The organism is Winogradskyella alexanderae (assembly GCF_020166335.1).
GTDB lineage: Bacteria > Bacteroidota > Bacteroidia > Flavobacteriales > Flavobacteriaceae > Winogradskyella > Winogradskyella alexanderae.
Window position 1 is genome coordinate 384956 of sequence record NZ_JAIUJR010000002.1, and the last position, 19188, is coordinate 404143.

Below are 19188 nucleotides of genomic sequence, written 5' to 3' on the forward strand. Positions count from 1 at the left end.
TGACTAATCCTTTAATTTCTGTTTTGCTTCATGAACAATTGCATTCATCTGTTCGCACCATTTATCCAAGCTGTAAAGATCTTTTGGAACCTTATCCCTAAATATATTCCCTTTTTGACTAATCTCTTCAATTGCATTTTGCATAGCGATTACCCATTCATTTACTAGATTAGGATATTCTATGAGCACGCCATATTTCCCATTTCCTAATACCTCTTTGACACTACCTTGTTCTGATGCGATAATATAGCATCCACAGTGCATGGCTTCTGCAAGCACAATCCCGAAACCTTCCTTCCAAAGGGTAGGAAAAAGGTATATATCTGACATTTGGTAATATTTAGCTAATTCTATATTTGGAACGCGCCCAATATTTATAACACCATTTTGATTTATCGCTCTATTAATACCCACTACTATAAGTTTTGTGTTTTTGTTTTTACTATGTACTTTTTCAAAAGCTTCTAAAGCAATGTGCAATCCTTTTTTAGGTCTATCTTGAGAGCACCACATAAATAATATGTCGTCCTTTTCAATATCTAGATTGGTTCTTAAACTATTTCTTTCATTTTCATCAACCGTATAAAATTTATTAAGCTCTACCGCATTATATAAAATTCTTGCCTTGAATGGGCAATCATCATAAAATTCGAGATAGGCCTTATACGATAAATGTGAAAGAAAGAAAAACTCATCTATGGCATACAAAAAACTCTTCCCTTTTTTTCTAGAAACAATTGGTGCAAATCCTTGGAAATAATATTGGATGTAAAAATCTGCTCTATTATGTTTTTCATTGAGGTACCTATCAATTGGAATAACGATACCGCTATTATCAATAATTTGAATTATATATTTTTTATTGGGCTCAATGATTTTGTCTATTGCTTCGATATAATTGCCATGAGAACTTTGCGAAGGCAATTTATTCTTCACCTTATCAAAAACAGAAACTTTTCTTAAGAATTGGTATTTTATATGAGGTGACTTAACCTCTGGTTCAGGACAAATAATATAGTTAAAAGGATGCTTTTTTTTCTCTAACAAATAGCCATACATGTTAGTCCAGCTAGCCACTTTATGAAATGGCAAGGCTAGTCCTGAAATTAAAATAACCTCTGCATCCATTTTAATGTAAAATTCTAGGGTGTTTTTTACTGTAGCTCATAAGATTTTAATGCCTTAAAAATAGCATTTTTATATTGACTTTTAATTTGCTCAACGGTATATTTCTGAAGATAACACTCTCTATTTTGGTATGCTATTTTCTCAATCTCCTCTGCTTTTAAACATTGAATTTTGACTAAGTTACTTTTTAAAGATTCCATATCACCCACTCGAAACCAAAATTGATTTTTAAGATTTTCTAATCGCTCTGGCATAGCACCTACTTTGGTAGATAAAATAATTCTTCCTGATGCCATTGCCTCAAGACCAATTAAGGGTCCTGACTCTTCAAAACTAGGAATAACAACAATATCAGATTTTTCTATTTCCTTAACAAGATTATCTTGATCTAAAAATCCAAGTACATGTATTTTCGAGAAAGATTCTGCAACAGATTCTAGTTTATTCATTTGTGGACCATCTCCTACTACCCTTAACCTTAAATTGGTTTTTAATTTCATGAATTCTTGGGTAAAATCTAGAATGCCCTTCTCCTCTGAAATTCGGCCTGCGTAAAGTAAATTCTCGGCTTTGTTTGTAACATCTAACTTAAGTAATTTAGCCTCATTGTAAGCACATTGATCTATAATCTCAAACCTATGTTGATTTAAGGAATTTAACTTATTGGCATTTGATGTAGAATGATGTAAATACAAATTTATATCATTTAACCAGTCTCGATGAATAAGGTTTTCTTCATGTATCGTTGTAGAGGGCCGGAATACAACTGGTATTGAATTGCGCTTTGCGTAATCAACAATCTCTCCAACATAATTACTGGTAATCTGTGCACAAAGCAACACTAAATCGCATTTATCTATTTCAGAATGAATCTGACTCAGTGCAAATTTTCTATAACCACTTGATTTGGCGACAGAATTACTCACAAAAGCATATTTATCTAATTTTTTCTTGGACCTAATAGAACTTAGTACAGACAATAATCTAAACCAAAAACTTTTGTTGTAAATAAGTTGATTTAAAGTAAATACCTTTTCAAAAGGAACAAAATCAAAAAGCTGAGATTTAAACGTTAAATTTCCTGAAGACAAAATTTCAACTTCAAAATCTTTAGAAAGTGCATGAGCAATAAAGCCTGTTTCAAGTTCCCTACCGCCATGGTCACCTAGAGGTCCAAAAATCAATATTTTGCTCATTATCTTACGCCGAATAATCTTAAAAGTTTAGCACTAACACCAAGATGTACTGTTGCTATCTTTCTAAAAAAAGGTGATTTGTCTACAATTTTCAAATACCTAAATCTTTTATTAGTTTTTAAGAATTTTTCGAATATGTACGTGTCATTTTCGTTATTAAAAATAAGTGGAAAATAGGTCTCTAATACTTTTCTTCGCTCCTTGTAAACATAATCATAATTATTCTCGTTTGACGACACACCTTTGGTATCAAACACAGAAATTGTGAGCGGAATCTTTGCAAATGACTCATTATTTAAACCTAAAACTTTTATGAAAAAAGCCCAATCCGATACAATTTTGAGCGACTCATCGTATAATCCATATTTAGAAAATAATTCTCTTTTTATAAAGGTAGATGGATGAGAAATAGCATTACCCACTAGATAGGAGAATGTCATTTTTTCAGGATGTTCTCGCAGTCTTGGACCTGAATCTTCGTCGAATATTAAACTACCAGATAATACGCCGTAATCGTTCTTTAGATAAGGTAATACGTGTGAAATCACCTTCTTATTTTCAAGATAATCACCACTATTTAAAAACAATATATATTTACCCTTTGCCATCTTTATACCTTTATTCATAGCGTTGTAAATACCGGAATCCCGTTCACTCACAAAATTTAAATTTTTGTAGTTGAAAGATTTTATAACATTTAAACTATCATCAGTTGAATTACCATCAATAATTATATGTTCAAAATCCCTAGAGCTTTGTGATCCTAAACTTTCCATAGTTTTTTTTAAACCTAAGGCATTATTGTAGTTTATTGTAATTATAGATAAGAGATCGCATGACATACGAGAATCACTTTTTTATTATTTCTAGTTTTTTATCAAATTCAAACACGTCAAAATCTGAAAAAGGATCATAATTATAAATTTTAATTCCGTTTTTCTCCGCTTCGAGTTTTAAGGTTTCATATTGCTGGTACAACTCATATTCTTTGTAAAGCCTTTCTTTGGGAAATGGTTGCTTTTGTTTCTCATATGCGATTTCAATTCCGGCCTTGTGAAGATAAAATTCTAGTGAAGGCTTATCATGATCGTAAAAATGAGTATATGGCTTAATGCATTGCCAATCGTGATTAACACCAAAAATCCCTATTCTAGGTATTTCGCAATATATTGCTAGCTGCAGTGCAATAAGTGTAACACTCCAAGGTGAAATAACCGGTTTGGTAAAGTCTATTGGCAATTGGCCTCCATAGGAATAGTAATACACCTTACGATTATCAAAAACCAGATCTGCCATTTCTTTGTCTCTTTTCTCAATAAGTAATGGTACATTTTTTGGTAATATATGGTTACAACGTGTCCACCAATCTTTTAAAACCCCTTTAGTTATGGGTGGATGTGAGGCTGCGAAAATGTGAATTTTTGGATTTATTTTTTGAATGTCCGGATGTTCAAAGAAATTCCCAACAGTAATTCCAAAGTCATTGGCAAACGATGTTAAATTTAGTTTTTTTATAGAACCCGAAGAGCCAAAGATCACTGCCTGTTTGTAGCCTGAAAACAAAGATTTTAGTTCTTCGTTGTTGGAATATAGCTTATATGGATTATTCAATATTCTTCTTATTCTCCTTTTAATTCTTTCAATCATTCTTTGAAATTATAAAATGGGTAAATCGGTTTATCTTGTGTAAGATCTATAATCTAGTTTTGGATTATACAATAGTTTATATCCTTTATTAAAAAACAGCAAGACCAATAGGCCTAAAAGTACTCTTATTTTTATTTGGAATTTTAGTCCTGAATTAAAAGTATAATCAAAAATATTAACACCAAGTCTTTTAAAGAACATAAAACGCTCTTTGATGCCACTTGATAACACATTTATATTGTAATAATTTACACACTGCCTATAAAAAATATATTGTTTCAATTGCTTACTATGCTTCAATTTACTTTTTCGAACAATATTAAAAGCATTATCAAAAAATTTGAAAATCGAAGTCTGAGCTTTTAAACTAAATGACGCATTTTTTGTTATGCTCTCATTTCCTTGTCTTAAATAAAACAGGACATCTTTTAGATACTTATATTTTGGCTTGTAAGTAAGCATCCTTAAATGAAAATCCCACTCTTGAGCGCGATGCAGTGTTTCATCAAACAATTCTTTATCTGAAATAAACTTTCGACGCCACAAAACAGAATCTGTGATAAAAGACAATCCATTTAACAAATAATCCTCTATGTAATTTTCAGATTGAAAGATTAAGGGTTTTATGGCCTTCTCAGAGTAGTCTTTTTTTTCTGTTTTATCTGTAAAAGTCGAGTATACACAACAACAAAAGTCTAACGTCGTATCACTTATTAGCTCCGACACTCTTTTCATTAAAAAATCTGGGTGCATTACATCATCACTATCAAACCAGTTTATAAAGTCGCCCTTTGATTTTTCAAATCCAAAATTACGGCACGCATTAGCACCTTTGGGTCTCTCAATTGATCTTTTAAAGTATTGAAATCTAGAATCAATGTCTACAAAAGATTTTATAGTTGATTCCGTACTATCCGTACTATGGTCATCTACAATTATACATTCCCAGTTACGATAGGTTTGTAAAAGAATACTGTCCAATGTTTCAATCAATATCTTTTCTCGATTATACGTTGGAATTATTATGGATATTAAAGGTTGCAATGTTTCAATTGGCGTTGTATAAATCTATTATTCTTTTACTCTGTATCTCACTATTAAAATTTCTTTCAACCAGTTCTCTAGCCTTCTCACCCATTTGGCAAATTAAAGCAGGCGCTTTTATGAACTTTTCAATGCTATTTGCAAGATTTACCTCATTGGCTTTGGATACAATAAAACCTGTTTTGCCATGTAATATGGTTTCAGGCACACCACCAAAGTTAAAACCAACCGCGGGAATACCTGTGGCTTGTGCTTCGGCAGTTACCAGACCTTGACCTTCTGCCCTACCAAAATAGTCAGTTGTTGATGTCATAAGAAATAAATGTGATCTATTTAAAATGTCAATTACTTCATTCTGTGATTTACTTTGTTTTAGCGTTATGAAATCTTCTAGCTCCAAATGCTTAATCAAATTTTTCAGGTTATTATAAGTATCGCCTGTCCCAACGATGGTATAGTTTATTTTATACCCTCTGTCTACCAATATTTTTACGGCTCTTATTCCCAAATGTTGTCCCTTCAATTTAATTAATCGCCCCACTGTGACCAAATTTAGCTCGTCATGAATTTTTCTATGTTGAAATTTGAATTTATTCACATCTACACCAACTGGATTTACAACAAGTTTTTCTGAAGGAGCATTTAACAGCCTTAAATTATTTGCCAAGTAATTTGAACTGGTAATTATTCTATTTGAAAAATGAAATAAGTTCGAATAAGCTTTTGCCAAAGACTCCCTGTTTTCTTCAGTTGAAAAGGTATCGATGCCATAGAATGTAGTTATAAGATTTGTTTTTATAGCTCCTACCTCTATCATCTCAGCAACTAGTTTTCCACATATTCCAAAATGTGCATGAAAACAATTGGCATCCTTATAGTTTAAGAAGGATGCAGCTTGAAACCACATTTTTAGCGATCTCGACTTTTTACCATATTTTTTATTTAATGTTCTGAACAAAACTGAGGCGTATCCAATATTTTTTATCAAAATGGCAAACGCCTTAATTACCTTTAAAATTTTACTGCTTGGTAATTTTGAATTAAAAGAAATAGCCCGTTCATAAAGATTGTAATCTTCAAACAATTTTTCTTGAGATGCAAAATTTAGAGGCTTTAAATTATTCACCAATAGTATTGGGTCATATCCTCTTTTAATAGTCTCAACAATATGGTTAACAATAAAAGTTTCCGATTTTGAAGGGAAATCATTAATTACATGCACAATTTTTTTACGCATTTCAATTTAATTTAAGTAATGACTTCCTTTTACCTCATTTAAGGCCCTACTTGATGCACAATGAGATTTGATATCTTCAATATACTTGATTTGTTTGAAATAACCTTTGGCGTCTTTTATTCGTAATCTTATCAGGCACAGAATCAATTCTTTCCAAAGTTGGTTTTTGTCATAACTCAGCTTTTCTTCCCAATTAGGAATATTCAAATTTGCATATTTCATTTTACTTCTATAATCAAATTTGTAGTAATATGCATCCGAAAATTTCTCAATCTTTTCATATATCCTCTCCTTGGTGTCATGCATTACAATACAATTAGGCAAAACACCTATTTTGAAGCCATGAAATCTAAATCGTTGTGAAAGATTAACATCTTCTCCTAAATGTTTAAATATTGGATCAAAACCACCTACAGCTTTAATAGCGTCTGCACGTATAAACCAACACGCTGCCGCAACAAACGGTACCTCGTAAACTTCTTTCAAAGATTTAGCCAAGACAAAGTCAGAATAAAAATCTTTATTCTTATGATAGGATATATAATCTGCAAAAGAAGACTCTAAATAGTGACCCTCCCAATCACAATGTATTGGACTTAAAATGCCAAAATCTTTATTGTTTTTTGATGCCTCAATAAGTTTGTCTATACTTCCTGATTGAATTTTAGCATCTTGATTTAATAATAAAACATACTGAGCATCATTATTTATGGCATAGGAAATGCCAATATTATTGGCCTTGCCAAAACCAAGATTTTGATTTTGCTCTATTAAAATGACCTCAGTAAAATTTTTCTTAATAAATTCTACTGTACCATCTGTGGATTTATTATCTACAACTATTACTTGAGTATCCTCAATAACGGATTCAATGCATTCTTCAATCCACTGCATTCCGTTGTAAGTAGCTATAATGGTTGCTGTTTTAAACGTCATCTAACGAATATTTGAATAATCCTACTCCTTATAGCCTTTACTATTTTTCTCAACTTCAATCTTGGGTGTAGATATGAAAAATAATTTCTGTAAACACTTGAAATAACCACAGAAACTTCGTCTAAGTTATTATTTTGGTTGAGATTAGAGGCTTGTTTATCATGCAACCTAAAAGAAACAAGTTCTTCATCTACAAAGCCAATCTTGAAATGCCTCATTATTCTATACCAATATTCGATATCCAAAGCTTGCTTTAGGGATTCATTGAAAAAACCCAATTTATCAAAACACACCTTCGAGATTAGTGTCGCTGTGGGTTCTCCTATCTTATTTAAAGGTTCATCAAGTAAATGGTAATCCCACATATAATGCCGTCCGGAAACTACTTTGTTTATAGTCACATCTAATTTTTCCCAATGATTATGCAAGGATTCATATTTATTTAGCCATAATAAATGACCTTCATTCGTTTTGTCATAAAGAATTTCCCTTTTACAATATACCAATCCAATTTCTTCTTCTTGGGTTGCTGTACCAACCAATTTTTCGACACAAGTTGGAGCTAAAACATCATCTTGAAATAAGAATTTAATAAATTCGCCACTTGCCTTTTTTACAGTATTATTCCAGTTTGCGCCAATGCCATTAGCATCATGATTATAAATCTTGATAGGTACTCTTGTATTTGAAATAAAGGAATTTACGATTTTCAAAGTTTCGTCTTTTGACCCATCATCAGATACAATAATCTCAATATTTTTATAAGTTTGATTTATAGCAGAAATCATGGCTTCTTCAATAAAGGTGGCGCCATTACATGTAGGAATACATATAGAGATTAACGGATTCAAAACTTAAGATAGTCTTTTTTTAATATTTCTCAGTTTTTGTAAAAACCTAATTTTTTTACTGTTCTTTAATTCGTATTTCAATAATACATTCTCTTCATATAGCTCGCTCATAGCTTGAATATACAGATTACTGTGCTTGTTTTTGATAAATGAGATATTGGCATTTAACATATCATCATCAAAACTTTTAATCATTGAGTTATGCGTTACACGATAATCAAAAGTTATTTTATCTACATACAAAAAATCAAACTTCGATGCCATAATCTTGAGCCACAAGTCCCAATCTTCGTGCCCTTGAAATGGTAAATTCTCTTCAAAACAATTTACTTGTTCCAAGACGCTTTTTCTAATCAAGGCACAAGCATCGATGTAATTATGGTATAGTAGTCTGTGCTTATCAAAAGTACCAACTATCCAGGCACCTTCTTTCTCTCCGAAATACTCAGCATTACCGTATATTACTCCAATTTTAGAATCACTATCAAATTTTTTGATGTTTTCTTTCACAAAATTTGGCCTTATTTTATTATCAGAATCCAAGGGTAAAATAATATCCCCTTGGGCCTTTTTAATACCATAATTTCTGGTTTTTCCTAAACCCTCATTTTCTTTTTTGAAGTATTTAAACCTAGTGTCTTTTTGTACCCATTTTAAGGCAATAGTCTCAAGGTTATCCGGTGAACCGTCATTAATTATGAGTGCTTCCCAGGAATCAAAGTCTTGGTTAACTACAGATTCTAAAGTCTCTTGAAGGGTGAATTCTGATTTGTAACAAGGTATTACGATACTTAGAAGTGGTTTCATCTTAATTCTTTTTTGCTACAACAACATAATTCATGGTATTAATAGTATTGTAATCTTTCTTGTCCAAATAGGCAAATACCTTATTAACTAATACCCTTAACCTCAGTTTTCTATAAATGAATTTTATTCCTCTTGCTACCCAATTTGCCTTTGGATTTTGAAAACTAAACGTATGGTTCATCATTAAACCCAAGGTAGACCACGCTCCACCGTTTTCCTTAATCATTAGTATTTCAAATCCAGATTTATTAAATATATGTTTAAAACCATACTTTGTAAATCTGTAGAAATCATACGGTTCTTCATGTAAATACCAATACATAGGACCAGAAATAATTGCTATACCTTCAGGCCTTAACAATCTATAAGCTTCATTAAGCATTCCTTGAATATCCTCCACATGCTCTATAACCTGAGTAGAGAAAATAGTATCAAAACTATTGTCATCAAGCGGTATGTTATTTGCCTTGCAAATAATGTCAACTTTTTTACTGCTTGATTGAACCACATCGCAACCCATATAATTACTTGTTAAGCCGTTAAACCATTCTTCGTAAGGTTTGTTACCACAGCCAATGTCAAGCAATTCACCTTTTGCGTATTCATTAACAGCATTTTGCAAGTCTCGCGAAAAAGTCAAGTAGGCCAAGTAATCATTACTTGAAGTATTGATATGCTTTAGATTATCTAATCGCTTTAAATTTACCTCTCTACTCATTTTAAAAATACTTATGAGAAAGCTTAATAACCATTCTTTCCTTTATATAAAGTCTTTATTTACACCAATAGTTAATTCTCCATAGTTAAAAATAAAAAAGTTGTTATTAACTAATATTTGATTAATCGATTTTCGAATCTCAAATTCATCATGAATCTCCATGGCAATGACTCTAGTAATAGACAAAAACCTCAAATCATTACCATCTTTGAAGATAAACCGTTCGGCGCCTTCGATATCTATTTTCAATATTGAAATTTCCTCTAAATTATTCTGTTTAACAATTTCATTTAGAGTAATCCCATGAATAGTTCCGTTTTCATCTTGTGTAGTCGAAATTGACCAATCTAAACTATCTCTGAAATCCCTATGCACCTTAAACTTTGTATTGTTGTTTTCGCTTAAAGCATTATGGTAAGGAACAACATCATTTTGGTCAAAGTTGCGCTTAACATTGGAAAGACAAAGATTCATATTCTCGTCTGAAGGTTCTACAAAGATTAATTTTAGATTGTTAAAATGAGATAAAAAATAAATGCTTGTAAAGCCAATATTTGCTCCGGCATCTATCAAAACCCTGCCTTTTTTATCAAAATCATTCAATTTAAAAATGTCAACTACTATTTGATATTCTTCATTATTGAAAATCTGCTGAAAAACATTGTAGTCACTATGGTTATGACCTCTTATGTTAAGGTTTAAACCAGAATTTAACTTTAGATTGTATATCTGTTCTTTTTTAAGAAAAGTGCTTATTAGTGGGTTTGTTTTTAACCTATATTCAAATAGCCTTTGGGCGTCTATTTTTTTCGGAAATAGAATTCTATAAATTTTTTTTAGCTTCTGAATCATATAGCTTTTATCAAATGTATAGGTCTAAAAATATATTTTTTATCTCCTTCTAATAAACCCATTTACCGTCATCAATGTATTGGCAAACGTTTTGTTGCCAGCCCCATTCTGGTTCTTTTAGATTTAACATCTCAACTTCAAAACTACAACAATCAAATTCTTGAAATTTTTGCCGTGTTTTAGAGTTGGCCAAATGCACCTTTATATAATAATTACCTTTATATAACCTTAGATTTTCAAATACATAACTCAAGTTATTGATGCCTTTTTTACGACATATTGGTTGATCAATATCAAAAATATAAGAGAAAAGCATGGCCTTATTTAAATTATTAAACACCTGAAATGAAACGGACAGGTTTTTGTAATCTGCTTCTGGTACATTAATATCAAAATTTAACTTAAACGGTTTATAATTGGCCTGTAATACACCGCCTTCCGAAGTTACAATTTCAACTCTTGTTACAGAAGGAACATTCTTTAATGGTTCTTGATTAAAAACAGCTGCTTGGCTTTCCATATTAGAATATATGGCTATAGCCTTATCTGTATTTTCTATTGCGGCAATCTCACCGTTTGAGAGTACTATTGTTTTTTGGGCTAGCGTACTGATTGCGCTCAAATCATGGCTAACAAATAATACAGTACGTCCTTCGCCTTTACTTATATCTTGCATTTTGCCTATAGCCTTTTTTTGAAACTCAATATCTCCAACAGCCAACACTTCATCTACCACAAGTATGTCTGGTTCTAAATGCGCTGCAACTGCAAATGCCAATCTTACCTTCATTCCAGAAGAATAGCGTTTAACTGGTGTATCAATATAACGTTCACAACCTGAGAATGCTATAATCTCATTTAATTTATTGCGGATTTCATTTTTTGTCATTCCTAAAATAGCACCATTAAGAAATACATTTTCACGTCCAGTCATTTCTGGATGAAAACCCGTCCCTACCTCTAACAAAGAAGCTATTCGTCCCTTTGTTTTTATTTCTCCTGTAGTTGGGCTAGTAACTCGAGATAGAATCTTTAAAAGGGTTGATTTACCGGCGCCATTTTTCCCAATAATACCCAAAACTTCTCCCCTTCTTACCTCAAATGATATATTTTTAAGTGCCCAAACATAATCACTTAATGCTTTTTTACTTCTGTCATTTATGTCGCCAACCTTTAAATAAGGGTCTTCCTTACCTCTTACTTTATGCCACCAACGATTTAAATCATGACTGAGAGTTCCCGTACCTACTAAACCTAAGCGGTATTGCTTACTAATATTCTCAACTTGTAAAATAATATCGCTCATGTCTAGACTGTATCTATAAAACTTTTTTCGGTTTTGTTAAACACTATAAGTCCTGCTAAGAATACCAATACACTGAATATAATAGCATAAATTAATTTAGAAGGATAAAGCGAGTCTACACCCAGTGCTACATGTCTGAATGTTTCTATTACAATGGCAATTGGATTGTGCTCTACCAACCATGAATATTCTGGTAGTTTTTCGTCAAAATAGGATAAGGGATACATTACAGCAGATCCATACATTAATAATTGAACACCAAACTGAACTAAAAAACTAAGATCTCTATATTTTGTAGTTAAAGAAGATATAACCATTCCAAATCCCAGTCCTAACATTGCCATAGTAAGAATTAGCAATGGGAGAAAAACCAATCCCATATTGGGACTCGCCGTCGCACCTTTACCAAAAACGAAGAAGAGGTAAAAGGCAGCAAAAACTAATAGTTGAATTCCAAATTTTAATAGGTTTGATACTACCGAAGACAAAGGCATAATTACGCGAGGAAAATAGACCTTACCAAAAATACCTTGGTTCTTGGTAAAGGTATCTGAAGTACCAGTAAGACAGGCCTTAAAATAATTCCATGCGGTAATACCTGCGAGGTTAAACAAAAATGCAGGTACACCATCACCTGTGGGTATGCTTGCAAGATTATTAAAAATAAGTGTAAATATTATTGAGGTAAACAAAGGTTGTATAATGTACCATAAAGGCCCTAAAATAGTTTGCTTGTATACTGTTATTACATCTCTCTTTACAAAAAGAGTAAGAAGATCCCTATACCTCCAGATTTCCTTAAAATTAAAATCAATTAATTTCTGTTTGGAAGAAATAGTGTAAAGCCAATTTTGGTCAGATACTTTCAATAAGTCCTTTTTTTAACAAAAGCGAATATAAGAAATAGACATGATTTCTAGTCCCTTAAAAACTCAAATGTTATCCTTTGCTTCATCCTTTCGCAATTGCTGAAATAATTTTATACTATAACCTTCGGCCTGTAAATAAAACTTAGTTTTTTTTCTGTTTAAAAGTTTTTCTACAACTGCCTTAGATGATAAATTCGATTCATAATAATCTAAAACTTTGCTTTTCATTTTGGCAATTTCACTCAAGCTTAAATTTTGAATTAACGACGAAATTGCCTTTAAATCTTCTTCGTTCTTATATACAAAACAGTTTAAACCATGGCCTAGTGTTACAGGCATCATCTTGGAATACACATCTTGTAAAATGGGTATGCTTCCGCAAAACATAGCTTCTACCAAATTATGGCATAAAGGCATACCTCTTCCAGGTAAAGCAAGAAAAAAACTATGTCTTCGATATTCTTTGAAAAGTTGATCCTGTGTAAGATTAAAATTATGTCTCTCAAATATTACAAATTCAGATTCTGATTGGGCTGGTTCGAAAACATCGTATTCTTTTTTGTTTTTTACTTCTCTTATATTTTTCAATGTTTTAATGAACTCTATAATTTTAAATCTAGGTATAACACCTTCAAATATTTGATTTTTACTATGTCCTTGACCTTCAGTTGTACCAGCAAATAAAATGGATTTATTTTCACCTTGAGAAATTCCTGTTTCTTTATCATGTTCTCCGTAAATTAAGGGGTGCATACTTATTGGTAAAATGCTAGTTCTTAAAGATGTATTTTTAATAGCGCAGAAGTAATTTGGATCTAAAGTTATGTGCTTGATAATATTGTTTCTTCGATGTTTAAGATACAATAGTTGATTATGTATAATTAACTTTTGATAAGGGTCATGGGTTAAATGAGCAATCTCTGAAAAGCTAAGATTCAATATAGGGATGTAACCCTGTTCTACAATCATATAGATCAAGGGATAGAGATATCTATTAAATTTATTTTGAGGTAATTCTATTAAAAAACACTTTGCTTCGGAGCTAACTTTTCTACCGTATATGGCAATGAGGTAAAATCCCTTAAGTGACGACTTTAATTTTAATAATAACTGCCTTACCTTCATCAATTCACATTAATAAACAATGTATTCTGAAAATTAGGTATATTTCTTTAAATATTGAAGATTTAATTTCGTTGACTGCTCGAATAAAAGAGTCTATTTTTAAAAAGGATTACGGATTAAAATAATCCCATGTAATCTTTAGTCCTTCTCTAACTGTAAATTGTGGTTTATATCCTAACAATTTTTCGGCCTTAGATATATCTGCGAGAGAATCTCTAACATCACCTAACCTCGGAGGGCCATAAACAGCTTGCAAATTCGAACCGGCTGCAGAACGTCACGAATCCCATAAATAGTTGACAGTAATACGCTCTCCACAAGCTACATTAAAAACTTCATTCTTAGCATCGCTTGATGCAAAGAAACTTTTTATGTTAGCTTGGACTACATTGTCTATAAATGTAAAATCTCTAGTTTGCTCGCCATCGCCATTAATTTTACAAGGTTTATTTTCTTTTAAGGCTTTCATAAAGAGAGGTATAACAGCAGCATAAGCACCATTTGGACTTTGCTTTGGCCCAAAAACATTAAAATATGTTAAACCTATTACATCGGTATTATACGTTGTACCGAAAACATCTGCATATAGTTCATTTACAAATTTTGTTACCGCATAAGGTGACAATGGTTTGCCTATTTTATCTTCGACCTTTGGCAGAGATTTACTGTCTCCATAAGTAGAACTGGAGGCAGCATATACCATACGCTTTACTGTATTACTGTCCTTCAGGGCAATCATCATATTTAAGAAGCCTGAAATATTAACTTCGTTTGTTGTGGCTGGATCATTTATTGAACGAGGCACTGACCCTAAAGCTGCCTGATGAGATACATAATCCATATCATCCATAGCTCGCTTGCAAGTATCCAAATCCCTGATATCACCTCCGATAAGTTCAAAAGCGGGATTAGACATAAATTCTGTTAAGTTTTCTCTATAACCATTAGAAAAATCATCTAAAACTCTAACTTTTTTGGCATTATACTTCAAAAGATACTCAACTAAATTTGAACCGATAAAACCACCTCCACCGGTGATTAAAAAATTAAGTTTTGAAATATCTTCAGAGTAGTATTGATTTAGATAAATAATTCAAGAATTTAAAGACGTGCATCAAATGTACCACTCGGTAAAAGGGATTTTACATCAAATGTAACGCAGTTATTGGATTTCAATTTATTTATATCTATTTCCAAAAACTCTTTATGAGAGACTGCTAAAATAATCGCTTCATAATCTGACCTTAATTTTTCTTTATTTGTGATTAAGTCCAACCCATATTCGTGCGCTACTTCTTCTTGAGAGGCCCAAGGATCATAAACATCGACATTGACGTGGTAAGATTTTAATTCCTCGATTATATCAATGACTCTAGAATTTCTGATATCAGGGCAGTTTTCTTTAAATGTAATACCCAGTAATAAAGCTTTAGATCCTTTTATAGTTACACCCTTATTTATCATCATCTTGACTGTTTCAGTAGCGACGTAACTACCCATACTGTCATTCATCTTTCTACCTGCTAGAATTATTTCTGGGTTGTACCCAGATTCTATAGCTTTTTGTGCCAAATAGTAGGGATCAACACCTATACAGTGACCACCAACTAGCCCTGGCGTAAATTTCAAAAAATTCCACTTAGTACCAGCAGCTTCTAATACGGCCTTAGTATCAATATCCAATATTCTAAATATCTTGGATAATTCGTTTACAAAAGCAATATTGATATCACGTTGTGAATTTTCGATAACCTTAGCCGCTTCAGCCACTTTCATTGATGGTGCCATATGAGTACCAGCTGTGATTACCTTTTTATATAAATTATCTATTTTTTTTGCAATTTCTGGTGTTGATCCAGAAGTAACTTTAAGTATTTTGGTGACCGTGTGCTCCTTATCGCCTGGATTAATTCGTTCAGGAGAATATCCTGCAAAAAAATCTTTATTGTAGGTCAATCCGGATACTTTTTCTAAAATAGGTATGCAAATATCCTCTGTTGCTCCAGGATATACTGTTGATTCGTACACAACAATATCACCCTTAGACAACGCGCCACCCACAGATTCGCTTGCTTTTATCAATGGTGTAAACACAGGTTTATTTAACGCATCTGTTGGTGTTGGAACCGTAACAATATAAATATTTGGACGTGTTAAAGCTTTAATACTGTCAGTTATGTATAATCCCTTGTCAGAGTCTAAACTAGTTGTCAAAACTGACTGAAGATTTTCATTTTCAACTTCTAAAGTAGAATCAACCCCAGAATTTAATTCATTTATACGTTGTTTGTTGATATCAAATCCAACAACAAAAAATTTCTTGGCAAACTCAACAGCGAGGGGCAAACCGACATAACCTAAACCTATTATGGCAATTTTTTCATTGGTAGAACTCATAGGTTTAAAGTAGATTTTATAATGAACTTCAAATCTAAATAAAAACTGTAATTCTCTACATAATTTTTATTTATTTTCACTTTATCTACCCAAATAATATTTCTATTGTAGTGGTCGGGATCTTTTTGTCGTTCTAATACACGTTCTTCGTCCTTATATTTTAATGTTGCAGGTCCTGTAATACCTGGTTTAACTATTAATATTTTTCGGTCTTCCCCTTCCAAAACGTCTGCAAACCCCTGAACATCAGGTCTTGGTCCAACAAAACTCATTTCGCCCTTAATTACATTGAAAAGTTGAGGAAGTTCGTCTAACTTGGTGCTTCTTAAAAATTTTCCTAGTCTGGTTGCACTTCTATCCAATTCTCCTAATTGGTGATGTTCTTTTTTTAAAGTTCTTAATTTATAAATATTGAACAATTTAGCGCTTTGACCTACTCTTTTTTGCTTAAATAGACCCCACATTTTTGTATCGATAGTACAAGCGATGATTAGTATTACTATTGGTAAAAGGAGTATTGGCAAAAGAATTAATGCCAAAAACAAATCAAAATAACGTTTTACTCTTAATTGAGAACGTGTAATCAAACTAATTTATTTCTTTTTCCTTTTCAGGAGTCGTTTTCCCCTTTCCCAGAAGGATTCTTTGTCGTTTTTGTGATATGCATTTCCATAACTACCATAACCATAGCCGTATCCATAGCCATAACCATAGCCGTATCTGGCTTTGTACTTATAGAAATTAAGTACAAAACTTATATTTTTAACTTCACCGTTTCTATATTTTGCATTAACGAGTTGAAGCATACCTTTTTTAGTATAATCGAATCGAATCATGTAAATTGTCGCATCGGCGTAATGTGAAAGTTCTAAAGCATCTGCAACCAATCCTAAAGGTGGAGTGTCCAATACAATAAAGTCATAAACTTCCCGCAATTTAAGTATAGCATCTTTTAATTTTTCACTCATCAATAACTCAGACGGATTTGGTGGAATAGGACCCGAAGAAATTAAATCTAAATTTTCTATATGAGTAGAAGCGATAGTATCTTCTAATTTTTCCTCACTGATTAAGTAATTAACAATTCCCTTTTCGTTTTTAAGATTAAAATCACCAAATATTTTTGGTTTTCTAAGGTCTAAACCAAGTAAAATAGTTTTTTTACCAGATAAAGCATAAACAGTTGCAATATTAATAGAACAAAACGTTTTCCCCTCACCGCTTATTGAAGATGTAACCATTAAAGTTTTACCTCGTTGTTTTGAATCATCTTGTTGTCTGTAGATAAACTGCAGGCTAGATCTTAAAGCTCTAAAAGATTCTGAGACTGTTGATTTTGGTTTTTCATAAACAACAAGATTATTTGGATGGTTAAACTTTCCAATTAATCCCAATATTGGGATTTTGGATAGTTTTTCAACCTCATTGGTATTGTGAATATTGTTATCTAAAAGATATAATATAAAAACAAGCAGAATTGGTAAACCAAGACCTAACAAGGAAGCCATTATATAATTTAGAGATGTGTTTGGCCCTATTTTTCCTCCACCAACATCTTTGGCCTTGTCTATAAATGTTATATCAGATACATTTGCCGCCTTAATAATTTTTGCTTCACTCAATTTACTTTGATAAACATTGTAAGTCTCAATACTTATATCTAATTTTCTTTGAATCTTTAAGAACTCTTGCTGATCCTCTGGTAAATTTCTGAGTTCTGCTTCTAATTTTGCAATCTTATTATTTACTTCATTCAGCTGATAATTTATAGTCCGTTTTGTTGCGGTAATGGTTTCGAGCAAAACATTCTTTTCAGCGTCAATCTTTCTATCTAGATCATCAAATAAGACATTACCAGGTTGTGTTGTATATTCGAGATTTTGCCTTTCAATTGCGAGTGCAGTAATATTTTGAACACTAGCAATTATGTTAGTTTCGGTAATTCCAACTGAAGTTGGCGCCACAATCTTTGTGTAATCTTTCTGCGTCAAAAGATATTGTTCTAAAGAATTTAAGTATTGTAATTTAGATCGCTCCACTTCCCTAGAATTATCAAGTCCTTTTAAATTATCTGAAACAAGAGAAAGCTCTTCGGTAACATCAAAGACTTTGTTACGCTTTCTAAAATCGCTCATTTCAATTGTACCAGCCTTTAAAATTGCGTCTACCTCAGCAAGACTACTATCTATAAATTTAATCGTGTTTGTAGCATATAAATTTTTACGCGCAAGTTCCGTTCTAGCTAGTATCTCTACAGTAGCATTTAAATAATCAACAATTCTAGCCTTGTTGTTACCTGTCATAATCATTCGCAAAATCGAAGATGCATCTCTTGATTTTGGCGTTGCCCTTACTGCATTTTGATACTGATTTACAACAGAATCAAAATTTAAAAATCTCAAATAATGTTTTGAATCTTGGACAAACCCTACGTTGTTGTTCCGCTTAACTACAACATTTAAAAATGGTAATTCAATTTTATCACCATAGGCGTATTTTTGGGATACACTATTTGTATTAAGAACGACAGATTCTATTTGTCTTGTAATATAGTTCTGGCAAGCCACGGATGTCGCCTCACCAAAATCAATACTGAGCTCAAAGTTGACATCGTCAATAGGTTTTATTTCTACAAGTCTACCAAGCAACTGCAGTTTGTTTTTGTCAATAACTACGTCGAAAGGTGATTTTTTATAGATATCTATTAGATTATACTTTCCTTCCCTGAGGTATTGTTTGTAAAACTCCAGTGAATCAACCACCAATTCATTATGAGTTCTTGTATTTACTTCCGTAACAACCTTACCAACTTTACCAGAAACGCCTCCCCAATTAAAAGAGATACTTGTATTTGTGGTAAAAAATGGACTTTGTTCATTTTCTACAGAGATGAGACTTTCTAAACGGTAAATGTTTTGCTTTCTAACATTAATATAATAAGCAATACCAAGTGCAAAAAGGATTGAAATAAGTATTAAAGGCCAAAAACTTATGATTTTAAAGAATAATCCTTTGATATCAAAAGTGGTTTGACCTCCTTCATTTGTCTCTAATTCATATTCAAAATCAGACATT

17 protein-coding genes and 1 pseudogene are annotated in these 19188 nt (G+C 32.1%); all 18 read right to left on the minus strand.

All coding sequences use genetic code 11. The features are described 5' to 3' along the window. Nucleotides 1–3: 3 nt before the first annotated feature. Nucleotides 4–1128, minus strand: coding sequence for a glycosyltransferase family 4 protein (locus LBU54_RS05215; protein WP_224526800.1), 1125 nt, complete (start codon nt 1126–1128; stop codon nt 4–6). A 26-nt stretch (nt 1129–1154) separates the two neighbouring features. Continuing rightward, entirely contained in the window at nt 1155–2324 is a 1170-nt protein-coding gene (locus LBU54_RS05220; RefSeq protein ID WP_224526802.1) for a glycosyltransferase family 4 protein, read from the minus strand. Continuing rightward, on the minus strand, nt 2324–3166 hold the full coding sequence (locus LBU54_RS05225) for a glycosyltransferase family 2 protein (protein WP_224526804.1): 843 nt from the start codon (nt 3164–3166) through the stop codon (nt 2324–2326). The genes LBU54_RS05220 and LBU54_RS05225 overlap by 1 nt, the downstream gene beginning before the upstream one ends. A 7-nt stretch (nt 3167–3173) precedes the next feature. After that, a complete protein-coding gene (locus LBU54_RS05230; protein WP_224526806.1) occupies nt 3174–3971 on the minus strand; it encodes a hypothetical protein in 798 nt (265 codons plus the stop codon). A gap of 30 nt (nt 3972–4001) precedes the next feature. Then, nucleotides 4002–5015 (minus strand): glycosyltransferase family 2 protein, encoded by a 1014-nt coding sequence (locus LBU54_RS05235; RefSeq protein WP_224526808.1) that lies wholly within the window; start codon nt 5013–5015, stop codon nt 4002–4004. A 4-nt stretch (nt 5016–5019) separates the two neighbouring features. After that, nucleotides 5020–6252 (minus strand): glycosyltransferase, encoded by a 1233-nt coding sequence (locus LBU54_RS05240; RefSeq protein WP_224526810.1) that lies wholly within the window; start codon nt 6250–6252, stop codon nt 5020–5022. A 6-nt stretch (nt 6253–6258) separates the two neighbouring features. Then, nucleotides 6259–7188 (minus strand): glycosyltransferase family 2 protein, encoded by a 930-nt coding sequence (locus LBU54_RS05245; protein ID WP_224526813.1) that lies wholly within the window; start codon nt 7186–7188, stop codon nt 6259–6261. Beyond that, nucleotides 7185–8039, minus strand: coding sequence for a glycosyltransferase family 2 protein (locus tag LBU54_RS05250; RefSeq protein WP_224526815.1), 855 nt, complete (start codon nt 8037–8039; stop codon nt 7185–7187). Before LBU54_RS05250 ends, LBU54_RS05245 begins: the two co-directional genes overlap by 4 nt. Before the next feature lie 3 nt (nt 8040–8042). Further along, nucleotides 8043–8846, minus strand: a complete 804-nt coding sequence (locus tag LBU54_RS05255) for a glycosyltransferase family 2 protein (RefSeq protein WP_224526816.1) — start codon at nt 8844–8846, stop codon at nt 8043–8045. A 1-nt stretch (nt 8847) separates the two neighbouring features. Beyond that, entirely contained in the window at nt 8848–9564 is a 717-nt protein-coding gene (locus LBU54_RS05260) for a class I SAM-dependent methyltransferase (protein WP_224526818.1), read from the minus strand. A gap of 42 nt (nt 9565–9606) precedes the next feature. Further along, a complete protein-coding gene (locus tag LBU54_RS05265; protein WP_224526821.1) occupies nt 9607–10416 on the minus strand; it encodes an FkbM family methyltransferase in 810 nt (269 codons plus the stop codon). A 49-nt stretch (nt 10417–10465) separates the two neighbouring features. Beyond that, entirely contained in the window at nt 10466–11722 is a 1257-nt protein-coding gene (locus LBU54_RS05270; RefSeq protein ID WP_224526823.1) for an ABC transporter ATP-binding protein, read from the minus strand. A gap of 2 nt (nt 11723–11724) precedes the next feature. Further along, nucleotides 11725–12591 (minus strand): ABC transporter permease, encoded by an 867-nt coding sequence (locus LBU54_RS05275; RefSeq protein ID WP_224526825.1) that lies wholly within the window; start codon nt 12589–12591, stop codon nt 11725–11727. Nucleotides 12592–12654: 63 nt separating this feature from the next. Further along, a complete protein-coding gene (locus tag LBU54_RS05280) occupies nt 12655–13716 on the minus strand; it encodes a glycosyltransferase (RefSeq protein WP_224526827.1) in 1062 nt (353 codons plus the stop codon). 109 nt (nt 13717–13825) lie between these two features. Then, a pseudogene (locus LBU54_RS05285) lies at nt 13826–14806 on the minus strand (SDR family oxidoreductase). Nucleotides 14807–14817: 11 nt separating this feature from the next. Further along, on the minus strand, nt 14818–16113 hold the full coding sequence (locus LBU54_RS05290; RefSeq protein ID WP_224526829.1) for a nucleotide sugar dehydrogenase: 1296 nt from the start codon (nt 16111–16113) through the stop codon (nt 14818–14820). Next, the gene (locus LBU54_RS05295; protein ID WP_224526831.1) at nt 16110–16700 is read right to left on the minus strand and encodes a sugar transferase; all 591 of its coding nucleotides are present in this window, start codon (nt 16698–16700) and stop codon (nt 16110–16112) included. Before LBU54_RS05295 ends, LBU54_RS05290 begins: the two co-directional genes overlap by 4 nt. Nucleotides 16701–16706: 6 nt before the next feature. Beyond that, the gene (locus tag LBU54_RS05300) at nt 16707–19187 is read right to left on the minus strand and encodes an exopolysaccharide transport family protein (RefSeq protein WP_224526833.1); all 2481 of its coding nucleotides are present in this window, start codon (nt 19185–19187) and stop codon (nt 16707–16709) included. Nucleotide 19188 lies beyond the last annotated feature (1 nt).